Origin of the sequence: Achromobacter piechaudii NBRC 102461 (assembly GCF_001571245.1) — a bacterium.
Taxonomy (GTDB): Bacteria; Pseudomonadota; Gammaproteobacteria; order Burkholderiales; family Burkholderiaceae_B; genus Achromobacter; species Achromobacter piechaudii.
Window position 1 is genome coordinate 227927 of the sequence record NZ_BCTK01000014.1, and the last position, 25893, is coordinate 253819.

At 65.3% G+C, this 25893-nt stretch carries 27 protein-coding genes and 1 pseudogene; 13 read left to right on the plus strand and 15 right to left on the minus strand.

The features are described from left to right. The first annotated feature begins 135 nt into the window (after window positions 1–135). Window positions 136–924: a MetQ/NlpA family ABC transporter substrate-binding protein gene (locus API01S_RS25785; RefSeq protein ID WP_006216310.1), complete on the plus strand. Its 789-nt coding sequence runs from the start codon at window positions 136–138 to the stop codon at window positions 922–924. Window positions 925–1019: 95 nt separating this feature from the next. On the opposite strand, the gene API01S_RS25790 is transcribed toward API01S_RS25785, so the two are convergent. From API01S_RS25790 to API01S_RS25805, 4 genes are all read right to left on the minus strand, one after another. Continuing rightward, window positions 1020–1514 carry a peroxiredoxin family protein gene (locus API01S_RS25790; RefSeq protein WP_006216309.1) on the minus strand — a complete coding sequence of 165 codons (495 nt, stop codon included), beginning with the start codon at window positions 1512–1514 and terminating at the stop codon, window positions 1020–1022. Next, the gene (locus API01S_RS25795) at window positions 1511–2251 is read right to left on the minus strand and encodes a BON domain-containing protein (protein ID WP_006216308.1); all 741 of its coding nucleotides are present in this window, start codon (window positions 2249–2251) and stop codon (window positions 1511–1513) included. Before API01S_RS25795 ends, API01S_RS25790 begins: the two co-directional genes overlap by 4 nt. Beyond that, window positions 2248–2841 (minus strand): phosphoheptose isomerase, encoded by a 594-nt coding sequence (locus tag API01S_RS25800; protein WP_006216307.1) that lies wholly within the window; start codon window positions 2839–2841, stop codon window positions 2248–2250. Before API01S_RS25800 ends, API01S_RS25795 begins: the two co-directional genes overlap by 4 nt. Before the next feature lie 113 nt (window positions 2842–2954). After that, a complete protein-coding gene (locus API01S_RS25805; RefSeq protein ID WP_061306492.1) occupies window positions 2955–3437 on the minus strand; it encodes a YraN family protein in 483 nt (160 codons plus the stop codon). Between the two features lie 67 nt (window positions 3438–3504). Here API01S_RS25805 and rsmI point away from each other — a divergent pair, with 67 nt between their 5' ends. Both rsmI and API01S_RS25815 read left to right on the plus strand, forming a co-directional pair. After that, window positions 3505–4440, plus strand: coding sequence for a 16S rRNA (cytidine(1402)-2'-O)-methyltransferase (rsmI, locus tag API01S_RS25810; protein ID WP_006216305.1), 936 nt, complete (start codon window positions 3505–3507; stop codon window positions 4438–4440). A gap of 4 nt (window positions 4441–4444) precedes the next feature. Continuing rightward, window positions 4445–5029: a methylated-DNA--[protein]-cysteine S-methyltransferase gene (locus tag API01S_RS25815; protein WP_050728494.1), complete on the plus strand. Its 585-nt coding sequence runs from the start codon at window positions 4445–4447 to the stop codon at window positions 5027–5029. A gap of 18 nt (window positions 5030–5047) precedes the next feature. Here API01S_RS25815 and API01S_RS25820 read toward each other — a convergent pair whose 3' ends face one another. Then, the gene (locus API01S_RS25820) at window positions 5048–6010 is read right to left on the minus strand and encodes a septal ring lytic transglycosylase RlpA family protein (protein WP_050728495.1); all 963 of its coding nucleotides are present in this window, start codon (window positions 6008–6010) and stop codon (window positions 5048–5050) included. Continuing rightward, the gene (gene rapZ / locus API01S_RS25825) at window positions 6007–6879 is read right to left on the minus strand and encodes an RNase adapter RapZ (RefSeq protein ID WP_039883698.1); all 873 of its coding nucleotides are present in this window, start codon (window positions 6877–6879) and stop codon (window positions 6007–6009) included. The genes API01S_RS25820 and rapZ overlap by 4 nt, the downstream gene beginning before the upstream one ends. 185 nt (window positions 6880–7064) lie before the next feature. On the opposite strand from rapZ, the gene API01S_RS25830 reads away from it, so the two are divergent. Next, on the plus strand, window positions 7065–7823 hold the full coding sequence (locus API01S_RS25830) for a c-type cytochrome (RefSeq protein WP_156487186.1): 759 nt from the start codon (window positions 7065–7067) through the stop codon (window positions 7821–7823). Between the two features lie 13 nt (window positions 7824–7836). Then, complete coding sequence (locus tag API01S_RS25835; protein ID WP_006216300.1) at window positions 7837–9117, plus strand: cytochrome c; 1281 nt, start codon at window positions 7837–7839, stop codon at window positions 9115–9117. A gap of 39 nt (window positions 9118–9156) precedes the next feature. Here API01S_RS25835 and API01S_RS25840 read toward each other — a convergent pair whose 3' ends face one another. The 9 genes from API01S_RS25840 to API01S_RS25880 form a co-directional block, all read right to left on the minus strand. Continuing rightward, window positions 9157–10590, minus strand: a complete 1434-nt coding sequence (locus API01S_RS25840) for an aminotransferase-like domain-containing protein (RefSeq protein ID WP_061306494.1) — start codon at window positions 10588–10590, stop codon at window positions 9157–9159. A 22-nt stretch (window positions 10591–10612) separates the two neighbouring features. Next, window positions 10613–11539: an HPr(Ser) kinase/phosphatase gene (gene hprK, locus API01S_RS25845; RefSeq protein WP_006216298.1), complete on the minus strand. Its 927-nt coding sequence runs from the start codon at window positions 11537–11539 to the stop codon at window positions 10613–10615. A 19-nt stretch (window positions 11540–11558) separates the two neighbouring features. Further along, window positions 11559–12014, minus strand: coding sequence for a PTS sugar transporter subunit IIA (locus API01S_RS25850; RefSeq protein WP_050728498.1), 456 nt, complete (start codon window positions 12012–12014; stop codon window positions 11559–11561). Window positions 12015–12332: 318 nt separating this feature from the next. Then, window positions 12333–12671: a ribosome hibernation-promoting factor, HPF/YfiA family gene (hpf, locus tag API01S_RS25855; RefSeq protein ID WP_006216296.1), complete on the minus strand. Its 339-nt coding sequence runs from the start codon at window positions 12669–12671 to the stop codon at window positions 12333–12335. Window positions 12672–12894: 223 nt separating this feature from the next. Beyond that, the gene (lptB, locus tag API01S_RS25860; protein WP_039882468.1) at window positions 12895–13689 is read right to left on the minus strand and encodes an LPS export ABC transporter ATP-binding protein; all 795 of its coding nucleotides are present in this window, start codon (window positions 13687–13689) and stop codon (window positions 12895–12897) included. Between the two features lie 33 nt (window positions 13690–13722). Further along, on the minus strand, window positions 13723–14343 hold the full coding sequence (gene lptA, locus API01S_RS25865; protein WP_061306495.1) for a lipopolysaccharide transport periplasmic protein LptA: 621 nt from the start codon (window positions 14341–14343) through the stop codon (window positions 13723–13725). Beyond that, complete coding sequence (gene lptC, locus API01S_RS25870; protein ID WP_006216293.1) at window positions 14340–14972, minus strand: LPS export ABC transporter periplasmic protein LptC; 633 nt, start codon at window positions 14970–14972, stop codon at window positions 14340–14342. The genes lptA and lptC overlap by 4 nt, the downstream gene beginning before the upstream one ends. A gap of 37 nt (window positions 14973–15009) precedes the next feature. Next, window positions 15010–15618, minus strand: a complete 609-nt coding sequence (locus API01S_RS25875) for a KdsC family phosphatase (RefSeq protein ID WP_084802506.1) — start codon at window positions 15616–15618, stop codon at window positions 15010–15012. Continuing rightward, window positions 15615–16604 carry a KpsF/GutQ family sugar-phosphate isomerase gene (locus API01S_RS25880; protein WP_006216291.1) on the minus strand — a complete coding sequence of 330 codons (990 nt, stop codon included), beginning with the start codon at window positions 16602–16604 and terminating at the stop codon, window positions 15615–15617. The genes API01S_RS25875 and API01S_RS25880 overlap by 4 nt, the downstream gene beginning before the upstream one ends. A 105-nt stretch (window positions 16605–16709) precedes the next feature. Here API01S_RS25880 and purT point away from each other — a divergent pair. From purT to API01S_RS25920, 8 genes and pseudogenes are all read left to right on the plus strand, one after another. Further along, window positions 16710–17916 (plus strand): annotated as a pseudogene (purT, locus tag API01S_RS25885) (formate-dependent phosphoribosylglycinamide formyltransferase). Window positions 17917–18237: 321 nt separating this feature from the next. Then, entirely contained in the window at window positions 18238–18783 is a 546-nt protein-coding gene (locus API01S_RS25890) for a GbsR/MarR family transcriptional regulator (protein ID WP_006216289.1), read from the plus strand. A 128-nt stretch (window positions 18784–18911) separates the two neighbouring features. Next, window positions 18912–20486, plus strand: a complete 1575-nt coding sequence (locus API01S_RS25895) for a cytochrome ubiquinol oxidase subunit I (protein ID WP_006216288.1) — start codon at window positions 18912–18914, stop codon at window positions 20484–20486. A 12-nt stretch (window positions 20487–20498) separates the two neighbouring features. Then, window positions 20499–21653, plus strand: a complete 1155-nt coding sequence (cydB, locus tag API01S_RS25900; RefSeq protein ID WP_006216287.1) for a cytochrome d ubiquinol oxidase subunit II — start codon at window positions 20499–20501, stop codon at window positions 21651–21653. 13 nt (window positions 21654–21666) lie between these two features. Next, window positions 21667–21792 carry a cytochrome bd-I oxidase subunit CydX gene (cydX, locus tag API01S_RS25905; protein WP_006216286.1) on the plus strand — a complete coding sequence of 42 codons (126 nt, stop codon included), beginning with the start codon at window positions 21667–21669 and terminating at the stop codon, window positions 21790–21792. Between the two features lie 77 nt (window positions 21793–21869). Continuing rightward, on the plus strand, window positions 21870–23573 hold the full coding sequence (gene cydD, locus API01S_RS25910; RefSeq protein ID WP_254598464.1) for a thiol reductant ABC exporter subunit CydD: 1704 nt from the start codon (window positions 21870–21872) through the stop codon (window positions 23571–23573). Then, window positions 23570–25267: a thiol reductant ABC exporter subunit CydC gene (gene cydC, locus API01S_RS25915; protein ID WP_061306498.1), complete on the plus strand. Its 1698-nt coding sequence runs from the start codon at window positions 23570–23572 to the stop codon at window positions 25265–25267. Before cydD ends, cydC begins: the two co-directional genes overlap by 4 nt. Before the next feature lie 54 nt (window positions 25268–25321). Further along, window positions 25322–25873, plus strand: coding sequence for an adenine phosphoribosyltransferase (locus API01S_RS25920; RefSeq protein ID WP_006216283.1), 552 nt, complete (start codon window positions 25322–25324; stop codon window positions 25871–25873). The last annotated feature ends 20 nt before the right edge of the window (window positions 25874–25893 follow it).

Consider the following 25893-nt stretch of genomic DNA (forward strand, 5'->3'; position numbering starts at 1 on the left):
CATGTCCATATGCCCGACAAATAACCGGCATTCAGGTAAATTGGGGCGTTTTCGAGACGCGAGGCCCCCCACGAAGGGGCAAATCCGCACCGGTTGGGCATCAGCCCCCATTTTCACTTCATAAAAGAGGCAACCATGCGTTTGAACTTCGTCCGCGCTGCTCTGGCGGCATCGGCATTCCTGGTGGCGGCGCAGGCCGCCCATGCAGAAAAAGTGGTGGTGGGCGCGACCCAGGTTCCCCACGCCGAAATCCTGGAAGTGGTGAAACCGCAGTTGGCCAAGGAAGGCGTCGAGCTGGACATCAAGGTGTTCAGCGATTACGTGCAGCCCAACCTGCAACTGGTGGACAAGCAGCTGGACGCCAATTTCTTCCAGCACAAGCCGTACCTGGACACGTTCAACAAAGACCGCAAGGCCACGCTGGTGCCCGTCGCCCTGGTTCACGTTGAACCTTTCGGCGGTTATTCCAAGAAGATCAAGAGCTTGGCTGAACTCAAGGATGGCGCAACGGTCGCCATCCCGAACGATCCGTCCAATGGCGGCCGCGCGCTGGTGTTGCTGCAAAAGCAGGGCGTCATCAAGCTGAAGGACGCCTCGAACATCCTGGCGTCTGCTGCCGACGTGGTCGAGAACCCCAAGAAGCTGAAGTTCCGTGAACTCGAAGCCGCCATGCTGCCGCGGTCGCTGGACGACGTGGACCTGGCCCTGATCAACACCAACTACGCGCTGGAAGCCGGCCTGGTCCCCACCAAGGACGCGCTGTTCATCGAGGGCGCCGATTCGCCCTACGCCAACATCCTGGTTACGCGTTCCGACAACAAGGATGCGCCGGGCATCAAGAAGCTGGTCGAGGCGTTGCACTCGGCCGACGTAAAGAAATTCATCCAGGAAAAGTACAAGGGCGCTGTCATTCCGGCCTTCTGAGCCTCATCCACCCGGCCCATTTCGATGGGCCACGCATGAAAAAACCGCCTGAAACGGCGGTTTTTTCATGCGTGCACGGCAAAGGCGATGAGGGATCAGCCCGCCGCCAGGGCCTTTTCCACGGTGGCGTGGAATTCGGCCACGTCGTATTCGCCCAGATAGCGCTTGATGATGTGCCCCTGCTTGTCGATCAGGAAGGCGGTCGGCGTTAGCCGGATGTCGCCGAAGGCGCGCGCGATGTCGCCTTTGGTGTCCAGCGCCACGGGGAACGGCAGCTTGCGCTGGTCCGCGAAGTTCAAGACGAAGTTGGGCGGATCGTAATTCATGGCGACTGCCACGGCCTCGTAGCCTTTCGCCGCGTATTCCTTATAGGCGGCGATGGTTTCCGGCATTTGCTTCACGCAGGTCACGCAACTGGTTGCCCAGAATTTGACCAGCACGACCTTGCCGCGCAGGTCCTGCATCGAGAAGGTCTTGCCTTCCAGCGTGGTGAACGTGACATCGGGCGCAGTCTGGGCGGGGCGCCAGACGAACCAGGCGCCGATACCAACCGCCACCAGGACGGCGAGGGCTACGATAGCTTTTTTCATTTGATGGGCATCGCCTCTACGCCGTTGCTGGTGCCGGCCGCGCTGTCTGCAGGCGCGGTGCCGGCGCCGCTCTGGATGGGCGCCTTGGTTTCCGTGGAGTTATCCCGGGTGCTGCTGTTGGACAGCCGGATGGCTTCTTCGCGGCTGATGGTCTCGAACAGTTTAACCACCTTGGCTACGCCGCCGACATCCGCGGTGGCGTTGGCTGCGTATTCGCCTTCGGCCTGCGTGACCTTGCCCATCAGGTAGACGACGCTGTGGTCGGTGGTCAGCGCGATGGTGCCCGACGGCACGTACTTGGTGTTGATGAGTGCGGTCTTGACCTTGGACGTCAGCCACGTGTCGTTCGAGCGGGTGCCGAACGAGGCGATCGGGCCCACGTTCAATTGATTGATGACCTGCTTGACGTTTTCCACGCCCTGCGCGATGGCAGTCGCCTGGTTCTTGGCTTCTTCGGTGGGCACGTCGCCCGTCAGCAGCAGGTGGCCGCCATAGGCCATGGCATTGACGCGCGCGGTGTCGCCGAGCTTTTGCGAGATCTGGCTTTGTGCCTTGAAGGCCATGTTCTGGTCTTCAAGCTGGATACCGGAGGTGCGGCGGTCGGTGACGACGACGGCCGTGGTGGCGGCCGCGCCACCCACGATCAGCGGCGCGCAGGCCGAAAGCGAGAGCGCCGCGGTGGACAGCGCCGCGGCGAGCATCAGGGGGCGGACTGCGGTTCTGACGTCAGAAATCATTCGGTGTCTCCAAGCAGAAGAGCGTCGATGCCGTCGCAAAGCGCGTGCAGCAGCAGAATATGGACTTCCTGGATCCGCATGGTGCGGTCGCTGGGAACACATAGATGGACGTCCATTGGCGTGATGAGTTCCCCCATGACGCCGCCGCCCTTGCCGGTCAAGGCCAGCACGTGCATTTCGCGCGAGCTGGCGGCTTCCATGGCGCGCACGACGTTGGGCGAATTGCCGCTGGTCGAGATCGCCACCAGTACGTCGCCTGCCTGGCCGAACGCATTGACCTGCCGTTCGTAGATTTCGTCGAAGCCGTAGTCGTTGCCGACGGCGGTGAGGATGGAGGTGTCGGTGTTCAGTGCGATGCCGGCCAAGGGCAGGCGTTCGCGTTCGAAGCGGCCCACCAGTTCGGCGATGAAATGCTGCGCATCGGCTGCCGAGCCGCCATTGCCGCAAGCCAGAATCTTGCCGTTGTTCGCCAGGGCCCCGAACAGCACGTCGACCGCCACTGCCAGCGGTTCCGCCAGGACGTTCATACTTTGTTCGCACGCAGCCATGGCGTCGCGAAAGTGCGACGTCATACGAGAGGTCATATCCATGGGCGCGATTATCTCACGGGGCAGACGCGCTGTTCTGTCCAGGCGTAACGACGTTGCGGCAGGTTGTCACCGAATGATCGGCGCGTGCGCGCAAGCGGGATCAGGCTAGTGAATCAGGGTAGTGAAAAGGCGTCGCGCAGCCATTGCGGCTGCCCGGCGTCGAAGACCACCGCGTCGAAACGGGCGGGGGGCGTCACGCCACCGAAATGGCGGCGGGCCAATTCCGGCAGCCAGTGCGCGGCTGCACGCGCCAGCCGCGCCTGCTTGTCGCGGCCAATGCTTGCCGCCGCGCCGCCATAGCGCGTAGGCGCGCGGGCGCGGACTTCGACGAAGACCAACGTATCGCCTTCGCGCATGACCAGGTCGATTTCGCCCAGGCGGGTCCACAGGTTGCGCGCCAGCAGCACCAGCCCGCGCGCCTGCAACCACCGCAAGGCCGCGTCCTCGTGCGCGTCGCCGCGACGCTGCATGGGCGAGCGGCGTACTGGCGCGTCGACGGGCGATGCGGGAGGGCGCGCGCGGCGGCGGCGCTTGTCGGCGCGGCGCCTTGCCGCCAGCGCCAGTTCGCAGGCCAGCCGCAGGGTGGGGTCCGTCATGCGGGCTCCGGGGATGGCGGGGATTGGCGGCTACACTGACATGGTTTTTCCGTGTCAGTAGGCTGCAATGAATCAAAATGTCTCACCCCCGCCCGCCGGCGATGCCTGGAGCCGCGTGTCCGATCGCGTGGCCGGGCAGCATTGGCCCGCTTCGACCCTGTACGTCGTGGCCACGCCAATCGGCAACCTGGGCGACCTGGGGCTGCGGGCGTGGCACGCCCTGCAACGTGCTGACGTGATCGCCGCCGAAGACACGCGCGCCAGCCGCACCTTGCTGGACGCCTGGGGCGTCGGCACGCCGCTGATGGCCGCTCACCGCCACAACGAGGCCGCCGCCGCTCAGGCAATCTGCGAACGGTTGGCCCAGGGGCAGCGCGTAGCGCTGGTGTCGGACGCAGGCGCGCCCGCCGTCAGCGACCCCGGCGCCCGCGTGGTGCGCGCGGTGCGCGAGGCCGGCTTTGCGGTGGTGCCGGTGCCCGGCCCCAGCGCCGTGATCGCCGCGCTGATGGGCAGCGGCGTCACCACTGACGAAAATCCGGCCTACGCCTTCGCCGGCTTCCCGCCGCCCAAGGCCGTGGCCCGCCAGCGCTGGCTGCGGTCCTGGTGCGCGTTGCCCGCGCCGGTGGTGATGTTTGAGTCGCCGCATCGCCTGGCCGCCACGCTGGCCGATCTGCTTGAAGTCTGCGGGCCCGACCGCCAACTGACCGTGGCGCGCGAACTCACCAAGCGCTTTGAAGAAATCGCCACCATCACGATGGGCGAGGCCGCCGCCTGGCTGGCCGGCGACTCGCACCGCGAGCAGGGCGAGTTCGTGTTGATCGCGCATGCCGAAGTGGCGCAGGAGATCGACGAAGAGGCCGACCCGCGCACCGACGTGCTGCTGGACGCGCTGCTGGAATCGATGTCCGTGCGCGATGCCGCGCGGGTCGCCGCCAAGGTCACGGGCCAGGCGCGCGACGTGTTGTACAACCGGGCGCTCTCGCGCAAGAAATCGGCGGAGTAAAGCCATGGCGTATGCAACGATAGTGTCGAACAAGCCCGCCGACCCGCTGGAGCCGCTGGCCTACCGCGACATCGACACCCCGCTGGGCGAGCTGCGCCTTGTCGCCAGCCCCAAGGGACTGCGCGGCGCATGGTTCACCGACCAGGAAATGTTGCCCTCGCCCGAGGGCTGGACGCGCACGGACGCCAACCCCATCCTGGAGCAGGCGCGGCGCGAGCTGGATGACTGGTTCGCGGGCAAGCGGCGCGGCTTCGACGTGGCGCTGGACCCCATCGGCACGACTTTTCAGCACAAGGTCTGGCATGCGCTGTGCGCGCTGGAGTTCGGCAAGCTGGCCAGCTATGGCGATCTGGCTCGCACCGTGGGGCGGCCCAAGGGTGCGCAGGCGGTGGGCGGCGCGGTCGGCCGCAATCCCATCATCATCATCATTCCGTGTCACCGGGTGATCGGGGCCGATACGTCATTGACGGGCTTTGGCGGCGGCCTGCCGCGCAAGCAGGCGTTGCTGGCGCACGAAGGCAACCGCTATGTCAGCCGCAACCCGCGCGCGCGCCGTGTCTGCGACGGCCAGGCCGAATTGCCCTGGTGAACGCCGGGCCGGCACCGCTTACTGCGTCGCGATGCTGGGCAGGATGCCGATGCGGTCCGACACCAGCGGCACGGCATTCATGGCGCTCTGGCGGTCGGGGTAAGGTCCGATCCGCACCCGGTACAGGTTGTTCGATTGCTCGACCTGGGCGGGCGGCGCGCCCGCGGAACCCAGCTGCGAATTGATGCGCGCCACCAGCGATTGCGCATTGCCCGGCTGGCTGAACGCACCCACTTGCAGATAGACGTTGCCGATCCCCGCGGCGGGAGCCTGCCGCACCGGCGCTGATCCGGGCACGGGGCCGGGCAGCGGTTCGGCCGTCAGCGCCACCGGCACCGCGGACACCGGCGCCTGGACCGGCAGCGAGCCGGTAGCCGAAGCCGGTTCCGGCGCGGGGGCGGCGGGCGCGCCCTGCGAGGCGAGACGGCGGATCTCCTCTTGCGGAATGCTCTCGACCACGACCTGTCCGCTGCCCGGCCCGATGATGCCAAGCTTGTACGCGGCAACGTAGGACAGATCCATGATGCGGTCGCTGTGGAATGGCCCGCGGTCGTTCACGCGCACGATGATCGTCTTGCCATTGACCAGGCTGGTCACGCGGGCGTAGCTGGGAATCGGCAGCGTGGTGTGGGCGGCCGTCATGGCGTACATGTCGTAGGACTCGCCGATGGACGTGGAATTGCCATGGAATTTCTTGCCATACCAGGACGCGATGCCGCGCTGTTTGTACGGCTGGCCGCTGGTGTCCGGCACGTAACGCTGGCCGAACACCACGTAGGGCCGGTTCGCGCCGCTGGCGTACGGTTCGATGCGGGGCACCGCGTCGGGCACCTGGTCCAGGTTGGCCGGGGGGTTGGCGTCCGGGCCGTCGTCCTTGTAATACCCGCCGCCCTTCTTTCGTCCCCCGGTGGAAGAGCAGCCGGCCACGGCAATGGCCAGCAACAACATCAGGATCAGGTGGAGCGGGCGGGACAGGGTCATGCGGATTCGGAGAGCAATTGGTTTCGGTGGCGCACCAGCAAGGGATCGTGGTCGGCGAAGCGCAGCGCCAACTGTTCGACCACGTAGACGGAGCGATGCTGGCCGCCCGTACAGCCGATGGCCACGGTCAGGTAGTTGCGGGTGTCTTGTGTGTACAGCGGCAACCAGCGGTTCAGGAAGCCGGCGATGTCGTCGATCATTTGGCCCACCTGCTCGTAGCCGGCCAGCCAGGTGGCGACGGGCTCATCGCGCCCGGTCAATGGACGCAGATTGCGGTCGTAGTGCGGGTTGGGCAGGCAGCGCACGTCGAACACCAGGTCGGCGTCGCCGGGCACGCCGCGCTTGTAGGCGAAGGACTCGAAGGTCAGCACGAGCGGGGCGCGGTCAGCCTTGATGAGATCGCGGATCCAGGCGCGCAGTTGTCCCGGAGTCAGGTCCGAGGTGTCGATCACATGTTCCTGCTCGCGCAGCGGCGCCAGCAGTTCGCGTTCAAGCGCGATGCAATCGGTCAGCGAGGGCGGCGTGCCGCCGCGTTGCAGGCGATCGGTCAGCGGATGGCGGCGGCGCGATTCGGAATAGCGCTGCACCAGCGTCGACGTGTTGGCGTCCAGGAAGACCACGCGCAGGCTGGTGCCCATGGCGCGCAGCGCGGTCACCACGTCGGGCAGTTCAGCCAGTTCGCCCGGCGAGCGGACGTCGATGGCCACGGCCACGCGTTCCAGGCCCTCATCGCGCGCGTTGGCGATGAATTCGGTCAGGAATCGCACAGGCAGGTTGTCGACGCAGGTGTAGCTGGCGTCCTCAAGCATGCGCAGTGCAACGGATTTTCCTGAACCAGAGATGCCGGTGACAAGGACGACTTTCAACATGGACATGATTGTTGCACGCTTTTCCAGGACGATGCCGCAGCGATGGCATCTGATATGGCCGCAAATAAGGAATCTGGGTCTGTACCCTTTGTTGCCGCGTCGCGTAAGCTAACGGGCCGGATACTTGTTCGATTCACTTACGAGCCCCCGCCGTCATGCTTACGGGGGATAGGAATTCGACCTGAATGTTAGCGCTCATTTCCTTTAGTAGTGTTTCACTGCCGCGGTTTGGGGCGATTTTCCGCGTGCTTGCGACCGCCACTGTTGTCTTTACGACAAGCAGCGCGCTGTCCCAACCAGCGCCTCCCGAGACGCTGCGGCCCGACACCATGGCGGCGCGCGTCGCGGCCTGTACCGCCTGTCACGGCGCGCAGGGCAGGGCCGGCACCGACGGCTATTACCCTCGCCTGGCCGGCAAGCCGCAGGAGTATCTGTACCACCAGCTGCTGAACTTTCGCGATGACCGGCGCCAGTACCGGCCGATGTCGCATCTGCTGGCCGGCCTGCCCGATGACTACCTGCGCGAGATGGCCAGGTATTTTTCCGAACAGCATGTGCCCTATCCGCCGCCCATCCGCGCGGACGTCTCCAGCGCCACGCTTGAAGCGGGCCGCGTCCTGGCCTTGCAAGGCGATGCGGCGCGTGGGCTGCCCGCCTGTGCGTCCTGTCATGGCGCCGCGCTGGGCGGCTTGATGCCCGCTATCCCCGGATTGCTGGGCTTGCCGCGCGACTACATCGGTTCGCAGATCGGTAGCTGGAAAACTGGCCTGCGCCGCGCCGCCGCGCCGGACTGCATGGCCGATATCGCCCAAAAGCTCACCCCCAACGACATCGGCGCCCTGGCGGCGTGGCTGTCGTCGCAGCCCGTCGTCGAGCCTTACGCGCCCGAAGCCGCGGGTTCGCTCGAGCTGCCCGCGCAATGCGGCAGCCAGGCGCAACGCTGATCCGGGGGCCCCAATGAAACTGTTCAAGAGAGTCCTGTCCCTTGTGCTGCTTGCGGCGATAGTCGCGGTGGGCGCCCTGTACTGGCTTGGCACCCGCGATGACGCCAGCACCGGTCCGGCCGCCACGGCGGACGCAGCGACCCTGGTCGATCGCGGCCGCTATCTGGCCCAGGTGGGCAACTGCATGGCCTGCCATACCAGCCGGGGCGGCAAGCCCTTGGCGGGCGGCACGCCCATACCCACGCCGTTCGGCACGGTCTACGGCCCCAACATCACGCCGGACGACAAGACGGGCATCGGCTCGTGGACCGCAGACGACTTCTGGCAGGCGCTGCACAACGGCAAATCCAAGGATGGCACGCTGCTGTATCCCGCGTTCCCCTACACGGAATACACCCGCGTCAGCCGGGCGGATGCCGATGCCTTGTATGCCTACCTGCGCAGCGTGCCGCCTGTCAGCCAGCCCAACAAGCCGGCCGAGATGGCGTTTCCATACGATCAACGCGCGTTGCTGGCCGGGTGGCGCGCCTTGTATTTCAAGCCGGGCGTGCAAGACGCCGACGCAGGGCAATCGGTGCAATGGAACCGGGGGCGTTATCTGGTTGAAGGGCTGGGGCATTGCGCGGCCTGCCACACGCCTCGCAATCAACTGGGCGCGACGCGTGCCTCCGATGCGCTGACGGGCGGCGTGATCCCGGTGCTGGATTGGTACGCGCCGCCGCTCACCAATGACATGCAGACCGGCATGGGCCGCTGGACGGCAGCCGATATCGCGGCATTGCTCAAGACCGGCATCTCGGCGCACTCCAGCGCCAGCGGTCCCATGGCCGAAGTCGTGCTGGGCAGCACGCAGCATCTGACCGATGACGACGCACTGGCGATCGGCGTGTACATCAAGTCCCTGCCGGCCACGCCAGCATCCACGCCGCGCCAGCAATCGGCGGCGGGTGCGGCGGCCATGGAGTTGGGCGGCAAGATCTATCGGCAGCAATGCGCACAATGCCACCAGCCGCAAGGCGAGGGCAGCGGCACGGCGTGGCCGGCGTTGGCCGGCAACCCCACGGTGACCGCGCCCGTGCCCACCAACGTGATTCGCATGGTGCTCGACGGCGGTTACGCACCTGCCACGGCGGCCAACCCCCGGCCACACGGCATGCCGCCCTTTGGCCAAATCCTGAACGACAGCGATATCGCCATGCTGGTGTCCTACATCCGCAACAGCTGGGGCAATGAGGCGGGCAGCGTCAGCGCCCTGGACGTCAAGCGTGCGCGCGCGGCGTCCACGTTGAACTGATGTCGGTTGAAGAGGGCTGCGCGCGGCGGCGCTTTTGACTTAGCGTCTGCCCCTGGCCCGCGCGCAGGCTTGGCGCGCAAGCTCGCCCAGCACGCGGATGGCGGATTCGTGCGCGGCGTCCCACGGATGCCCGTAATTCAAGCGCAGCGCGCTGGCGAATTGGCTGCTGGCTGAAAATATCGGGCCCGGCGCCACGCTGACGCCGCGCGCCAGCGCATCACGATGCAAGCCCAGTGCGTCGACGGCCGCCGGCAGTTCCACCCAAAGAAAGAAGCCGCCTTGCGGCCGCGTGACGCGCGTGCCTGCCGGAAATTCGTGCGCTATCGCGTCGGCCATACGGTCCTGCTGCGCCTGCAATGTTTGCCGCAGCCGCCGCAGGTGCCGGTCGTATCCGCCTTGCTCCAGATACTCGGCGATGGCGCCTTGCGCGGGGCCCGACGCGGACAAGGTCGACGACAGCTTCAGCCGTTGCACTCGCTGCGTATAGCGGCCGGCCGATACCCAGCCGATCCGATAACCGGGCGCCAGGCATTTGGAAAACGACGAGCAGTGCAGTACCAGGCCGGCTTTGTCATAGGCCTTTGCCGGCACGGGCCGCGCGGCGCCGTAATAGAGTTCGCCGTAAACGTCGTCCTCGATCAGCGGGATGCCATGGCGCGCCAGCATCTCCACCAGTTGCCGTTTCTTGTCGTCCGGCATCAGGCTGCCGAGCGGATTCTGGAATTGCGTCATCAACCAACAGGCGCGCGGCGCATGCCGTTTGATCGCGGCTTCCATGGCGTCCAGGTCCACGCCCGTGCGCGGATGCGTGGGCACTTCCAGTGCTTTCAGGCCCTGGCGTTCCAGGGCCTGCAAGGCGCCGTAGAAAGTCGGGGCCTCGACCATGACGGTGTCGCCCACTTGCGTGACGGCTTGCAGGCAAAGGTTCAGCGCTTCCAACGCGCCATTGGTGACCACGATATCGCTGGCCGCGACGTTCATGCCGCCGATCAGGTAGCGCAACGCGATCTGGCGGCGCAGGCTGGGGTTGCCGGGGCTCAGGTCTTCGACGGTATCCAGCGGGTCCTGCCGTTTCAAGTGCGCCGCCATGGCTTGCGCCAGGCGGGGCAGTGGGAACAGCAAAGGGGAAGGAAAGGCGGACCCCAACGGTGTCACGTCGCGATTGCGCACGGAACCGAGGATGTCAAAAATGCGTTCGCTGATGGCCAGTTCGGTCGACTCGCCCGCCGGATTGGACGCGCCGGGTTCGGGCGGCAGCGATTCGACGGGGGCGTGGACGTAATAACCGGAACGCGGCCGCGCGCGTATCAGGCCGCGCGCTTCAAGCAGGTAGTACGCCTGAAATACCGTGGAGGGGCTGACGCCGCGCGCCGCGCAGGCGTCGCGCACCGAAGGCAGTTTGTCTCCGACGCGCATGACGCCATCGCGAATCGACTGCGCGATTTCGTCGGCCAGGGTTTCGTAAAGGCTCACGATGCCACGTGGCCGCGCGCGTTCATTTGCTGCTTTGCAGGATCGCCATGGCCTGGCGTTCCATGAATTCGCCCAGCGTATCGATGCCGCGCAATTTCAGTATCGTGTTGCGCACGGCGGCTTCGACCAGCACGGCCAGGTTGCGGCCCGCCGCCACTTGCAGCATCACCTTGCGCACGGGCAAGCCCAGCATGTCCTGGGTGATGTCTTGCAGAGGCAGGCGCTCGAACTTGTCTTGCGCCGTGGCGCGCACCAGATGCACGATCAGCTTCAGGCGCATTTTCCGGCGTACCGAGGTCTCGCCGAAGATGGTGCGGATATCGAGCAGGCCCAGGCCACGAACTTCCAGCAGGTTTTGCAGCAGCTGTGGGCAATGGCCTTCGATCATGTTGGGCGCGGTGCGCGAGAACTCCACGGCGTCATCAGCCACCAGGCCATGACCGCGCGAAATCAGCTCCAGCGCCAGTTCGCTCTTGCCCAGTCCCGATTCGCCAGTGATCAGCACGCCCAGGCCCAGCACGTCCAGGAACACGCCGTGCACGGTCGTCGTGGGCGCCAGCTTCTTGCCCAGATAGATGCGCAGCAGGTCGATCAATTGCGCTGCCGCGACCGGCGTGGACAGCAACGGCACCTGATGCTGATCGCACTGGTCCACCAGGTCTTGGGGGGGCGTGAGGCCGTCGGCGAGCAGGATGGCCGGCACGCCGCCAATCAGCAGCTCGTCCATGTGGTGCATGCGGCGGCGCAAGTCGAAGCGGGTGTAGTACGCCAGCTCTTCCTGGCCGAACACCTGAATGCGCGACGGATGGATCAGATTCAGGTGGCCGACGAGGTCGGCGGCGGCCATGCCGTCATCGGGGATGGCGCGGTCGGCAGCGCCTTGGCCCGAAATCCAGTTAAAGGGGATTTTGTCGGCGTTGTCGTCGACGAGTTCCTGCACCGTTAGCATGGCAGCGTTTCCGCGAGGATCAGAGTTGGCCGGTCGTGAGCATTTTGTGGACGACGGCCGGATCAGTTTCCGTGGCCAGCGCCTCGCGCAATGCCTTGTTCGACATCAGCTGTGCAAGTTCGGCCAGGATGTCCAGATGCTGCTGCGTGGCCGTTTCCGGCACCAGCAGGCACAGCAACATCGACACCGGTTGCCCGTCTGGCGCGTCGAACGAGATCGGCTGGCTCAGGCGGATGAACGCCGCCAGCGCCTGCTCGAGCCCCTTCACGCGGCCATGCGGAACGGCCACGCCCTGCCCAAGGGCAGTGGAGCCTAGACGTTCCCGGGCAAAAAGGCTGTCGAACACGAGCGCGCGTGCCAAGCCATGGTTGTTTTCAAAGAGAAGGCCAGCTTGTTCGAACGCCCGTTTCTTGCTCGTTGCGAGCATATCGAGCACGACGTTGCCGGCGGGTAGGATGCGCGACAAATGATTCATCGGATCATTATATGGTTATATGACGCAGTGCAATAAATTGGCCGGGCGTCCCCCCCAACGATGGGATGCGAACGGCGTGGCAAGAGCGACAGCATAGTCTGATCGCGGCGCGTTGTGGGCGTTCGAACACGACGTCCAGCCCGTGGACACGGCTTGGCGCGGCAAATGATGGGTGGGGAGACGAGCAGGAGGGGGTAGAGCGGGGGAGTTTTGCCGATGCCCCGGCTGGACTGACGTCTAGCGGGACACCGGGACTTAGGCAGGATTTTTACAATCGCTGTTTAGCTTATCGCGCAGGGCGAGTGATCATGAAGCGCATTACTGCTGGGGTGGCGAGAGGCTCGCCGCTTGCCGCTTCACGGACTCCGCTGAGTGACTTCGTACCTTGTCCTTGTGCTTGATGACCTGACGGTCGACTTTGTCAGCAAGAAGGTCTATGGCTGCATAGAGATTTTCATCGGTCGCTTCACAATGAATATCCTTGCCGCTTAGACGCATGGTGATTTCGGCTCTGTGCCGCAGGGGCTCTACTGAGAGCATGACCTGGGTATCGATGACGTGATCGAAATGCCGCAGCACTCGCGCCAGTTTGTTCATGACATATTCCCGGATTGCCGGGGTGACGTCGAGGTGACGACCGCAGATGCTCAGGTTCATAGTGTGCTCTCCTTCTAAAAGAGAAAAAAATGGTGCGCAAAATGCGCGGTGAGGTCGTTAGGCGTTCTCCTTGGATTGGGTGGCTACGTTTAGTACTAGTGTATAGACTCGGGCCGATAAAACAAGCTGACCTAGCGCAAGAACATGGCATTTTTATGGCGGAGTCCCTAGGGCGTATTCGCCGCCGCCCGAGGGGCGTCTAGGGGTCTTCCCCAGGTGCCCGTTACATGCGGAAGTGCTCGCCCAGATACACGCGGCGCACGGCCGGATCGCCCACGATTTCGTCGGGGTGACCGTCGGTCAGCACCTTGCCTTCGCTGATGATGTAGGCGCGATCGCAGATGCCCAGCGTTTCGCGCACGTTGTGGTCGGTGATCAGCACGCCGATGCCGCGGCCCTTCAGGAACCGCACGATGCGCTGGATTTCGATAACGGCAATCGGGTCCACGCCGGCAAAGGGTTCGTCCAACAGGATGAAGCGCGGGCTCGTGGCCAAGGCGCGCGCGATTTCCACACGGCGACGTTCGCCACCAGACAGCGAAATCGCCGCATTGCTGCGAATGTGGCCGATCTGAAGCTCTTCAAGCAGCAATTCCATCTGCTCGTTGATCTTCGCCGTGGACAGCGTCCGTCCGTCCGGCCCGATCTGCAATTCCAGCACCGCGCGGATGTTCTGTTCGACCGTCAGGCGGCGGAACACCGAGGCGTCCTGGGGCAGATACGACAGACCCATGCGCGCGCGCTTGTGGATTGGCATCGCGGTGATGACCGCGCCGTCGATCTCGATGCGCCCGGCGTCGGCGGGAACCAGGCCCACGATCATGTAGAAACTGGTGGTCTTGCCAGCGCCGTTGGGGCCCAGCAGGCCCACGACTTCGCCACTGACCACGGACAGGGACACATCCTGCACCACGGTCCGGCCGTTATAGGTCTTGCGCAGGCCGGTTGCGCGCAGGCTGCCCTGCTTGACGCCCGAAGGGGCGGAGGTCACGGGGGTGGGCACAGAAGGTTGATTCATCGTGGCTGCGAGAGGTGTTGCAGGGGGGGCGCTTCAGCGCCCTTTCTTGGCGGCTTGCTGCTTGCGGCATTCGGCCACGGCGGCATCGGACTTGGCGCGGGGTTCGGAAACCGAACGCACGCGACCACCGGGGGCGGCGGAGTTCGGGCCGCCCTGGGCTTCGTAGGTACCGGTTTTTTCGTTGTAGCGTACCCGTTCGCCGCGAATCGTGTCGAACGGTTTGCCACAGACGTAACGGACGACAACCGCCTGGCCGATCAGGTCGAACGTGCTCTTGGTGCCGTCATATTCCGCACGCAGGCCCTTGCCTTCGATCAGCTCGAAAGTCTCGGGGCGCTCCTGGCGGATAGTCACCACCTTGCCCTTGTTGGCCGTCGCGGTGCCGTACTGGCCGCCCTGGGCGTCTTCGTGCATTTCCAGCGTGTCGGACGTCAGCGTCATCAGGCCGCGCGTCATGTTGACGTTGCCGGTGAAAACGCTTTGTTTCTTTACGTCGTCATAGTGCAGCGTGTCCGACAGGATCAGCGTGCTGGGCTCTTCGGCCGGCTTGGCCGCGGGTTCCGCCGCGTGGGCGGGCGCGAACACCGAGGCCGTCAGCAGGACGGCGCCAAGCAGGCGAGTCGTCGGGGCAAAGAGAGTCCGAAGGTCGGTCATGGTTTCTTTTGGTCAGTGTTGTTGGCGGGTATCTCGGTGCGGCGCTGTTGCTTGCCTTCAGTGCCGGCAATTTCAACATCCGTCGACGCGGATACCTGCAATTGGCGCGTCTTGTTGTTGTAGTGCATGCCCTTGCCGTTCATGCGCGAGCGGCCCTTGATGACTTCCGCCGGCAGGTCCGTGAACACCACGTCTTCATCGGGCAGGATGATCAGCTGCTGGCTGCGCACGTCGAGCACGTCGTTGTTGGCGTCCGGCTGGCGGTGCACGTGCGCGTCGCCATTCATGACGATGCGCTTGCCGCCTTGTTCCATCACGGCCGTTTTCGATACGCCGACCGTCACGGGGTTGGCCTCGCGCTGCCCCACCGCGCGCGGCGCGGTGATGTGATACGAATCGTCGTCGGGGAAGTGTTCCGCGTATTCACCTTCCAGCCGATTGATCGGACGGCCCGTGGGGTCGGTGCGCAGCATGACGAAATCGCGCGACCAGGCATCCATTTCGTGGGTGATGCGGCGCGGCGGGTCAACCTGGATCGCGCGCTGCGCGTAATCGGCCGCCCACCACGAACTGGTGACCAGCACCAGCAGCAGGAACAGCGCGATCAGGGAAGGAAAACGTTCTTTCATCAGTGTCGCCGCAAGGGCGTGTCGAAGTTCGTGGCCGTCATTGGATGGCGCCTGGGCCCAGCAGGCCGGGCGCCGCGAGGAACGCGCCCAGGCGTCCTTGGGAAGCCAGCAGCAGGTCGCAGCATTCGCGCACCGCGCCGCTGCCGCCGGGCTGCGTCGAAATCCAATGCGCCGCCTGGCTGACATAGCCGGGGGCATTGGGCACGCTGGCTGCAAAACCCGCGCGTTGCATGGCCGGCAGGTCGATGATGTCATCGCCCATGTAGCCGGTTTGGTTCAGTTGGACACCCGAGCGCTGCGCAAGTTCTGCCAGCGCCGAGCCTTTGTCGCGCACGCCTTGCATCACTTCCGAGATGCCCAGTTCGGCGGCGCGGCGGGCCACGATGGGGCCCGAGCGGCCCGTCATCAGCGCAACCGTCAGGCCGCCTTCCATCAGCAGGCGCAGCCCATGACCGTCCAGCGCATGAAAGCGCTTTTGCAGTTCGCCGCCTTCGCCGTAGTAAAGGCTGCCGTCGGTTAGCACGCCATCGACGTCGAACACCATCAGCCGCACGGCGGCGGCGCGGTCGCGCACGGTGGTGGGAATACGGGCAAGGACCAGCGCTTCGGCCGGGTGAGTCACGGAAGCAGGAAGAGTCATAGTCATACCACTTTAGCGGCCATCAGATCATGCATATGCAAGGCGCCCAGCAAGGCGCCATCGGCGTCCAGAACCAGCATCTGGCTGAGCCGAAGCTCGTCCATCTGCTGGGCGGCCTCGACGGCAAGCGCGTCGGGGGAGATGGTGCGTGGGGACCGGGTCATGCCCGCCTCCACGGTCAAGCTGCGGATGTCCCCGTGCCGGGCGATGAGGCGGCGCAAGTCGCCGTCGGTGAAGATGCCCAGCGGGCGGTGCTGCGCGTCGGTCACGACCGTCATGCCCATGCCCTTGGCGGACATCACTTCAAGCGCCTGCGATACGGGCGTGCCCGCCAGCACGATAGGCAGGGCGTCGCCCTGGCGCATGACATCGTGCACGTGCGTCAACAGGCGGCGGCCCAGCGCGCCACCCGGGTGGGATCGCGCGAAATCCTGCGGGCCGAAGCCGCGCGCTTCCAGGCAGGCGACCGCCAGCGCATCGCCCAGGGCGAGCGCGGCCGTGGTGCTGGCAGTGGGTGCGAGGTTCAGCGGGCAGGCCTCCTGGGCCACGCTGCCGTCCAGGTGCACGTCGGCCAGCCGGGCCAGTTCGGATTGCGGATTGCCGGTGATCGCCACCAGCTTGGCGCCCATGCGGCGCGCCACCGGCAGGATGGTCAGCAATTCCTGGCCGGCGCCCGAATAGGAAACGGCGATGACCACATCGTCCTTCGTGATCATGCCCAGATCGCCATGCACCGCTTCGGCGGCGTGCACGAAGAAGGCGGGCGTGCCGGTCGAGGCGAACGTTGCGGCGATCTTGCGGGCAATGTGCCCGGTCTTGCCGATGCCCGTGACCACCACGCGGCCACGGCAGGCCAGCAGCAGGGCGACGACTTGCGCGAACGACTCGTCCAGCCGGGCGGACAGGTCCAGCAGCCCCTGGGTTTCGACTTGCAACGTGCGTCGGGCAGATGCCAGCGCGGCATCGGACGAAGTGATGGGATGATCAGTCATGCGGGGATTTTAATATCAGTGGGCGGGTTTGCCCCCGCCTGGGCCCTATGGCATCCTGGCGGCTCTTTTCAACGGCTTTCAATTCTTCTTATCCAGGCCCGCTCCATGTCCAGCATTTCCAGCCCCGTCCTTGGCACGCCCCTGTCCCCCCTGGCCACCCGAGTCATGTTGCTCGGATCGGGCGAACTGGGCAAAGAGGTCATCATTGCCCTGCAAAGGCTGGGCGTGGAAGTCATTGCGGTGGATCGGTACGCGGACGCGCCGGGCCATCAGGTGGCTCACCGCGCGCATGTGGTCTCCATGACCGATGCGGACGCCCTCAAGAAGATCATCGAGCAGGAACAACCGCACGTTATTGTCCCCGAAATCGAGGCCATTGCCACCAGTTTGCTGGTGGATCTGGAGGCGGCGGGCGTCACCCGCGTCACGCCGACGGCCCGCGCGGCCCAGTTGACCATGAACCGCGAAGGCATCCGGCGCCTTGCCGCCGAGACGCTGGGGCTGCCCACGTCCCCCTATCGTTTTGTCGATACCGAAGAAGAATTGCGGGCCGCGATCGATGGCGGAATTGGCTATCCCTGCGTCATCAAGCCGGTGATGTCCTCGTCGGGCAAGGGCCAATCAGTGATCAAAAGCGCCGATGACGTCGCGCAATCCTGGCGCTACGCGCAGGAAGGCGGCCGGGTGGGCGGCGGCCGGGCAATCGTCGAAGGGTTCATCCGCTTCGACTACGAAATCACGCTGCTGACGGTGCGCGCGCGCGGCGCGGACGGCACGGTCGAAACGCGCTACTGCGAGCCCATCGGCCACAAGCAGGTGGACGGCGACTACGTCGAAAGCTGGCAGCCGCATCCCATGTCGCCCGCCGCGCTGGAACGGGCCCGCGAGATCGCGCTGGCCGTGACGTCCGACCTCGGCGGCCTGGGCATTTTCGGCGTCGAGCTGTTCGTGGCGGGCGATCAGGTCTGGTTCTCGGAAGTCAGCCCGCGTCCGCACGACACCGGGATGGTCACCATGATTACCCAGACGCAGAACGAATTTGAACTGCACGCGCGCGCTTTGCTGGGCCTGCCCGTGGACACCAGCCTGCGCCAGCAGCGTCATCTATGGCGGGGTCGACGCAGCCGCCGTGTCGTTCCACAACGTGGCCGAGGCCCTGTCCGAACCGGGCACCGACATCCGGCTGTTCGGCAAACCCGAATCCTTCGTCAAGCGCCGCATGGGCGTGGGCCTGGCCGTGGCTGAAGACGTGGCGGCCGCGCGCGCCAAGGCCAAGCGCGTGTCGGCGGCGGTTACCGTCAAGGCAGGTTGATCTACCTGCCCGTGCCAAGGCGGGGTTTTTGACCCGGCCCTATTAACATCGGCTGAGTGTTCAGCCCAGGTATGCAGCCACCGTGCACCCCTTGCACGGTGGCTGTCTGCTTTCTGGGCTGGCGTTCCTGCCAGGAGCCATCCTGTCATATGGGGACGGTAAGGTCAGTTTCGGAAAGCCGCCACGCTTGCGCCTTTACCCCTACCAGCATTGTGGTTTGCCTAATCGCACAGTTTGTTCGATAATTTCAGGAATTTCTGAAAGCGGTGTAACTGAAACTATCGGCCACACCGTGCTTTTGACCTTTGGCGCAATAAATACATGGTTCTCAGCCCTCAAAACGAACGTTTCGTCTTGCACTTTGGCGAAATGGGCAGCCGTTGGGGCGTGAACCGCACGGTTGGCCAGATCTACGCGCTGCTGTTCCTGCATCCCGATCCCCTGAATGCCGATGAAATCGCCGAAACGCTCGGCTTCTCGCGCTCGAATGTCAGCCTGGGGCTGAAGGAATTGCAATCGTGGCGCCTGGTCAAGCTGGTGCACCAGGTGGGCGACCGCCGCGACTACTTCGAAACGCCCAAGGATGTGTGGGAGATCTTCCGCATCCTGATGGACGAAAAGCGCAAGCGCGAGATCAACCCCACGATGACCCTGCTGCGCGACACGCTTCTGGAGACGCCGTCCGGCCCCAATGACGCGTACGCACAACAACGCATGACCGAAATGCTGGAGCTCATCGAACTGTCTTCCGGATGGTTCGATGAGGTCCAACGCCTGCCCCCGGAGACCGTGCAAAAGCTCATGCGACTGGGTTCGCAAGTGCAGAAGGTGCTGGGCTTCGCCGGCAAATTGCGGGGCAAGGACTGAGTCGCCAAGCGCCCCGATTTTTCAGGAAACCGCTATGAAGTTGTATCCATCGCCCTTAACATGGCGCGAGAGTCGGCCTGGGAACCATGCCGGTTGCCGCGGTGTCTCGACTGCTTGGGAGCGCCCCAATGATTGATCTTGACGTCGTCAACCTGTCGCGATTCCAGTTCGCCGCGACCGCGCTTTATCACTTCCTGTTCGTCCCCCTCACGCTTGGCCTGTCGTTCATCCTGGCCATCATGGAAAGCGTGTATGTGATGACCGGCCGCCCCATCTGGAAACGGATGACGATGTTCTGGGGCACGCTGTTCGGCATCAACTTCGCGCTGGGCGTGGCCACGGGCGTGGTGATGGAATTCCAGTTCGGTATGAACTGGTCCTACTACAGCCATTACGTCGGCGATATCTTCGGCGCGCCGCTTGCGCTCGAAGGGCTGATGGCCTTCTTCCTGGAAGCCACCTTCGTCGGCCTGTTCTTCTTCGGCTGGAACCGCATGTCCAAGGTCAGCCACCTGGTGGTGACCTGGTTGGTGGCGTTCGGCACCAACTTCTCGGCGCTGTGGATCCTGATCGCCAACGGCTGGATGCAGAACCCGGTGGGCGCGATCTTCAATCCGGACACCATGCGGATGGAGATGACCGACTTTGCCGCGGTGATCTTCAACCCCGTGGCCCAGGCCAAGTTCGTGCACACGGTCAGCGCCGGTTACGTCGCAGGCGCCATGTTCGTGATGTCGATCAGCGCGTGGTATCTGCTCAAGGGTCGCCACACCGACCTGGCCAAGCGTTCGATGGCCGTGGCCGCCAGCTTCGGCCTGGCCGGCGCCTTGTCGGTGGTGGTGCTGGGTGACGAAAGCGGCTACCTCACGACCGAGCATCAGAAGATGAAGATCGCGGCCATGGAATCCATGTGGCACACCGAGCCCGCGCCCGCATCCTTCAACCTGATCGCGATTCCCAACCAGGCCGAGCGCAAGAACGACTTCGCCATCGAGATTCCCTACGTCATGGGCATCATCGGCACGCGCTCGCTCACCACGCCGCTGCTGGGCATCGACGACCTGATCCTGCGCGCCGAAAATCGCATCCGCGATGGCATGGTGGCGTACGACGCCTTGCAGAAGATCCGCGCCAATCCCAAGGACACGGATGCGCGCATGGTCTTCGACAAGACCTGGCCGGACCTGGGCTACGCCTTGCTGGTCAAGCGTTATCAGGAAGACATGAGCAAGGTCACCGAGGCCGACATCAAGCAGGCCGCGATCGACACCGTGCCCACCGTGGCGCCGTTGTTCTGGGCCTTCCGCATCATGGTGGCCGTGGGCATGTACCTGATCCTGTTCTTCGGCGTGGCTTTCTGGCTGGCCTCCCGTGGCCGCCTGGACAGCCGGCGCGGCTTGCTCAAGGTGGCGCTGTGGAGCCTGCCGCTGCCCTGGGTCGCCATTGAAAGCGGCTGGTTCGTGGCCGAGTATGGCCGCCAGCCCTGGGTGATCGAAGGCGTGCTGCCCACGTACTACGCCGCTTCAGGCCTGACCATCGCCGACCTGGCCATCAGCCTGGCGATCTTCCTGGTGCTGTACACCGTCCTCTTGATCATCGGAGTGAAGGTCATGTTGCACGCCATCAAGGCGGGTCCGAAATCCGATGGGCCGGTGGTCAGCAATGCCGCCGCCGATCCTGTCCGCGCCGCCGTGCGCGCCTGAGGGGGAAAGCAGATGGATACCCTTATTCCTTTTGACTATGGCACCTTGCGGGTGATCTGGTGGGTGCTGTTGGGCGCGCTGCTCATCGGCTTTGCCGTCATGGACGGCTTCGACCTGGGCGTGGCGGCATTGCTGCCCGTCGTGGCCAAGACGGACGCCGAACGCCGTGTGGTCATCAACGTGGTCGGCCCCGTGTGGGAAGGCAACCAGGTGTGGTTGATCACGGCGGGCGGCGCGATCTTCGCCGCATGGCCATTGCTGTATGCAGCGTCGTTCTCCGGCTTCTACCTGGCGATGATGCTGGTGCTGATCGCGCTGATCCTGCGCCCCGTCGGCTTCAAATATCGCAGCAAGATGGAAGGCACGCGCTGGCGCAACAGCTGGGACGGCGTGCTGTGCTTTTCCGGCGTGGTCGCCTCGCTGGTGTTCGGCGTGGCGATGGGCAACATCATCCTGGGCGTGCCGTTCACGTTCGATCCGGTGACATTGCGCCCCATCTACGAAGGGCACTTCTATCAATTGTTCGCGCCCTTTGCCTTGCTGGCCGGTGTACTCAGCGTGGTGATGCTGGCCATGCACGGCGCGGTGCTGCTGGCCTGGCGCACGGACGATCCCGTGTCTTCCCGCGCCCGCAACTGGGGCCGACTGGCCGGCTTGCTGACCGCGGCGCTGTTCGTGGCGGGCGGCTTCTGGGTGGCGGGCGGTATCGGTGGCCACACCATCACCAGCGTCGTCAACATGGGCGGCCCGTCCGACCCCATGCTCAAGACGGTGGCCGTGCAGTCGGGCGCATGGATGGCCAACTACACGACGTGGCCGTTGATGTGGATCGCGCCGGTGCTGGGCGTCGGCGGCGCGCTGCTGGTGGTGCTGCTCTTGACCGCGCGCGCCAACATGCTGGCGTTCCTGGCTTCGGCCCTGTCGATCACGGGCGTCATCCTCACCGTCGGTTTCGCGCTGTTCCCGTTCGTCATGCCGTCCTCGACCAAGCCGCAGGCCGGCCTGACCATCTGGGATGGATCGTCCAGCCATCTGACGCTGTGGATCATGGTGATCGCCGTGGCCGTCTTCCTGCCGATCGTGACGCTCTACACCGCCTGGGTGTATCGCGTGATGCGCGGCAAGGTCACCCATGAATCCGTGGGCGACACGCCCAATTCGTACTAAAGGAGCCCGCCTCATGTGGTATTTCTCATGGATACTCGGCCTGGGTCTGGCATGCGCGTTCGCCATTCTCAACGCCATGTGGTTCGAGCTGCGCGAAGGTCACTCGCACGACCCGCGCGCCAGCCGTGACGACGAGTGAGCGGCGGCGCTAGCAGCCTGGAGCACGACCCCTCGGCCAGTTTGCAGAAACCTCCGCGCGAACAGTCGCGGTGGTTGATGGCGCTGGCCAAGGCGGCCAGGCCCGGCTTGATGCTCGCCGGCGCCGCGCCGCTTCTCAGTGGCGCGTTGCTGGTGGTGCAGGCGTGGTTGCTCGCCCGCGTGCTGGATGCGGCAATCGTGCAGCACGTGCCGCGCCAGCAACTGCTGTCCGGCATCGTGGGTATCGCGGCATTGATGTTGTTGCGCGCCACGATCACCTGGGCAGGCGAGCGCGCGGGGGCCGACGCCGCCGAGCGCATCAAGCGCCACGTTCGGCAATCCCTGTTTTCAAGCATGGTCGCCAAGGGTCCTTACTGGAGCCGCGGCAAGGCATCTGGCGAGCTGGCCAGCGCAGTCGTGGACCAGGTCGAAGCGCTGGATGGATTCTTCGCCAAGTACCTGCCGGCCATGGCCGCCGCCGCGCTGCTGCCCGTAGCGTTTTCCGTCTTGCTGTTGCCGGTGGACGTGATCGCGGGCCTGGTGTTGCTGATCACCGCGCCGCTGATCCCGTTGTTCATGGCGCTGGTGGGGTGGGGCGCGCAGGGCGCCAGCCGCCGTCATCTGCGTGCGTTTGCGCGCCTGTCGGGATTTTTCGCGGACCGCCTGCGTGGTCTGTCCACGCTGAAGCTTTATGGCCGCGCCGATGCCGAGGCCGCTTCCGTCGTGGCCGCCAGCGATGCGCTGCGCCAGCGCACGATGTCGGTGCTGCGCATCGCCTTCCTGTCGTCCGCCGTGCTGGAGTTTTTCGCAGCGTTGGGCGTGGCCGGCGTGGCGGTGTACATCGGCCTCACGTACCTGGGATTTCTCGATGTGCGCTGGTCGCCGCTGACCTTGCAGGCCGGCCTGTTCTGCCTGCTGATGGCGCCGGAAGTCTATGCGCCCCTGCGCCAGTTCGCCGCGCACTATCACGATCGCGCAACCGCGATGGCAGCGGTGACGCAGGTCGCGGTGCTGTTCGACGGGCTGCCTGCGCAAGATGCGACGCAAGCGGGGCAGCCCACGCAAACGACGCAACCCACTTCAACCGCATCGGCGGGCGCGCCATTGCCTGCCACTGCCTCCGGCGCTGCGCTCGTCGTCACCGACCTGACCGTGCTGGCGCCCGGGCGCGCGCAGCCGGTGCTGGCCGGCGCAGCGCTGATGCTGTCACCCGGTGAACACGTGGCGTTGATGGGCCCCAGCGGCATCGGCAAGTCGACCCTCATCGAAGCCATCGCGCGGCTGCGTCCCAGCCAAGGCGACATACGCATCGACGATCGGCCTCTGGCCGACTGGGATGAGGCCACGTTGCGTGGCCGGGTGACATTGATCGGGCAGACGCCGCTGTTGCTGGCCGGGTCCATCGCCGACAACATCCGGCTGGGCTGTCCGCACGCGTCGGACGCCGATGTGCGCGAGGCCGCGCGCCGCGCCTGCGTGCTGGCGTTCACCGACGCGCTGCCGCAAGGCCTGGACACGCCGCTGGGCAGCCGAGGCCATGGCCTGTCGGGCGGTCAGTCGCAACGCGTGGCGTTGGCTCGTTTGTTCCTGCGCGACCCGGGCCTGATCCTGCTGGACGAGCCCACCGCGCATCTGGACGAAACGACGCAGGCCCGCGTGCTGGACGAAATCCTGGAATTTTCCGTGGGCCGGACCTTGTTGCTGGCGACGCATTCGCCAGCGGTGGCCGCGCGCGTGGGCCGCGTGCTCGGGCTGGCCGATGGCCGATTGGATGAGGCATGAAAAACCTGCTGTTGCTGTTGCCCCTTTACGCACGTAGAAAAAGCGGGCTTTTGCTCGCATTGTTCTGTGCGCTGGCCACGGTTGCCGCGGGCGTCGGGCTGCTGGGCGTGTCCGGCTGGTTCCTGACGGGGGCGGCGCTGGCCGGCGCGGGCGGCGTTTTCAACCTGTTCGCGCCTTCCGCGCTGGTGCGCGGGCTGTCCTTTCTGCGCATAGTGTCCCGCTATGCCGACCGGGTAGTCGGGCATTCAGCCACCTTGCGTCTGTTGGCCGACCTGCGCGCCATGGTGTTTGCATCGTTGATCCGCCTGACGCCGCGCCAGCTCGCGAAGTATCGAAGCGGTGATCTCGTCGCGCGCATGACCGGGGATGTTGACGCGCTGGACACCGTATTCCTGTTCGTGCTGGCGCCCTTGGCGACGGCCATTCTGGCCGGTGCGGTGTTGACCGCCGTGCTGGGCATGTGGGTGCCGGCTGCCGCGTTGGCGTTCGCGCTGGCGTTATTGACCGCGTGCCTGCTGGTGCCGCTATGGCTGCTGCGCGCCGCGCGCAAGCCCGGCGCGGCCGCTCAGGAAAGCGCGGCGGGATTGCGCGCCGCGACGTTGGACGCGGTCGAAGGCCACGCCGACATGGTGGCGCTGCACACGCAGGCGCAGGCGGCCGAGCACTTCGAGCGCTTGTGCCACGCCAGCGCATTGGCGCGTCGCAGCCAGGCGCGCGTGGCCGCAAGAGGGCAATGGTTCCTGCAAGTGGCGGCGGGCGTCTCGGTGCTGGCGCTGCTGTGGTTTGGGCTGGGCACTCACGAAGCAGGGGGCATCGAAGGCCCCGTGCTGGTGGGCTTGTTGCTGGCCGTGATCGGTATTTTCGAAGTGGCGGGCCCCATCATGCGGGGCGCGTCGCGCATGGGGTCGGCCATGAGCGCGGCGGGCCGCATCCGCGACGTGACGCAGGCCCAGCCCGACATGATCGACCCGACCACCCCGCGCCTCTTGCCTGAAAGCGGGGCGCTGGAATTGGATGGTGTTACGTTCCGCTATCCCGCCCGGTCGGCGACCCAAAGTCCCGCCGTGCTGGACGGCATCGACCTGCGCGTGGAAAAGGGCGAGCGCGTGGCTATCCTGGGCGCCAGCGGGGCGGGCAAGTCCACCTTGCTGCACCTGATGCTTCGACTGGAAGATCCGCAAGCCGGACAGGTTCGGTTTGGCGGCGTCGATGCGCGCGAGCGCACGCAACGTGATTGGCATCGGCGCATCGCCTTGCTATCGCAAGACGCACCGGTATTTCTGGGTACCTTGCGCACGAATCTGTTGATTGGCGACGCCAGCGCCGATGACGCGGCGTTGTGGCGCGCCCTGGACGCCGCCCGCCTGGGGGATTTCGTGCGCGCGCTGCCCGAAGGGTTGGACACCTGGGCGGGCGAAACGGGGTCGCAATTGTCCGCCGGCCAGGCGCGCCGCCTGTGCCTGGCGCGCGCCTTGTTGTCGCCGGCCTCCGTCATCGTGCTGGACGAACCCACCGCCGGCCTGGACGCCGCCGCCGAGGCCAGCTTCTTCAACGACCTGGAGCGCGCGGTGGCCGGACGCTCGGTGGTGCTGGTCACGCACGCCGCCTTGCCCCCCGGCGCGGTGCACCGCAGCCTGCAATTGTGCAATGGCAAATTACATGACATGTCATGGCAGGCGGCAATCCTGGCTTAAGCGCGGTGGCAGGGTTATAGTTCGCCTTGCTTCATTTCTTCAGGCCCGCCTTTCATGCAGACCGACAACGCCGAGACCATCCGGCGAACCATCCGCAGTGTTCCGGACTGGCCCCAACCTGGTGTCATCTTCCGCGACATCACGCCCGTCCTGCAGGACCCGCGGGCGTTCCGGGTTCTGATCGATCTGTTCGTCTACCGCTACATGCGCCAGCGCCTTGATCTGGTGGCTGGTATCGACGCGCGTGGCTTCATCATAGGCAGCGTGCTGGCTTATGAACTGAACCTGGGTTTTGTGCCCGTGCGCAAGAAGGGCAAGCTGCCTTTCCGCACCGTCGCCGAAGAATATTCGCTGGAATATGGCAATGCGTCGGTCGAAATGCACACGGATTCCGTGCGCACCGGTCAACGCGTACTGTTGGTTGACGACCTGATCGCCACGGGCGGCACCATGCTGGCCGCCATCAAGCTGCTGCAACGCCTGGGGGCCAACGTGGTCGAGGCCGCAACCATCATCGACCTGCCCGACCTGGGCGGTTCGGCCAAGGTAGCCGAAACCGGCACGCCGCTTTTCACGGTCTGTCAGTACAGCGCGGACACGCCCTGAGCCTGCTCGCCAGGCAACGC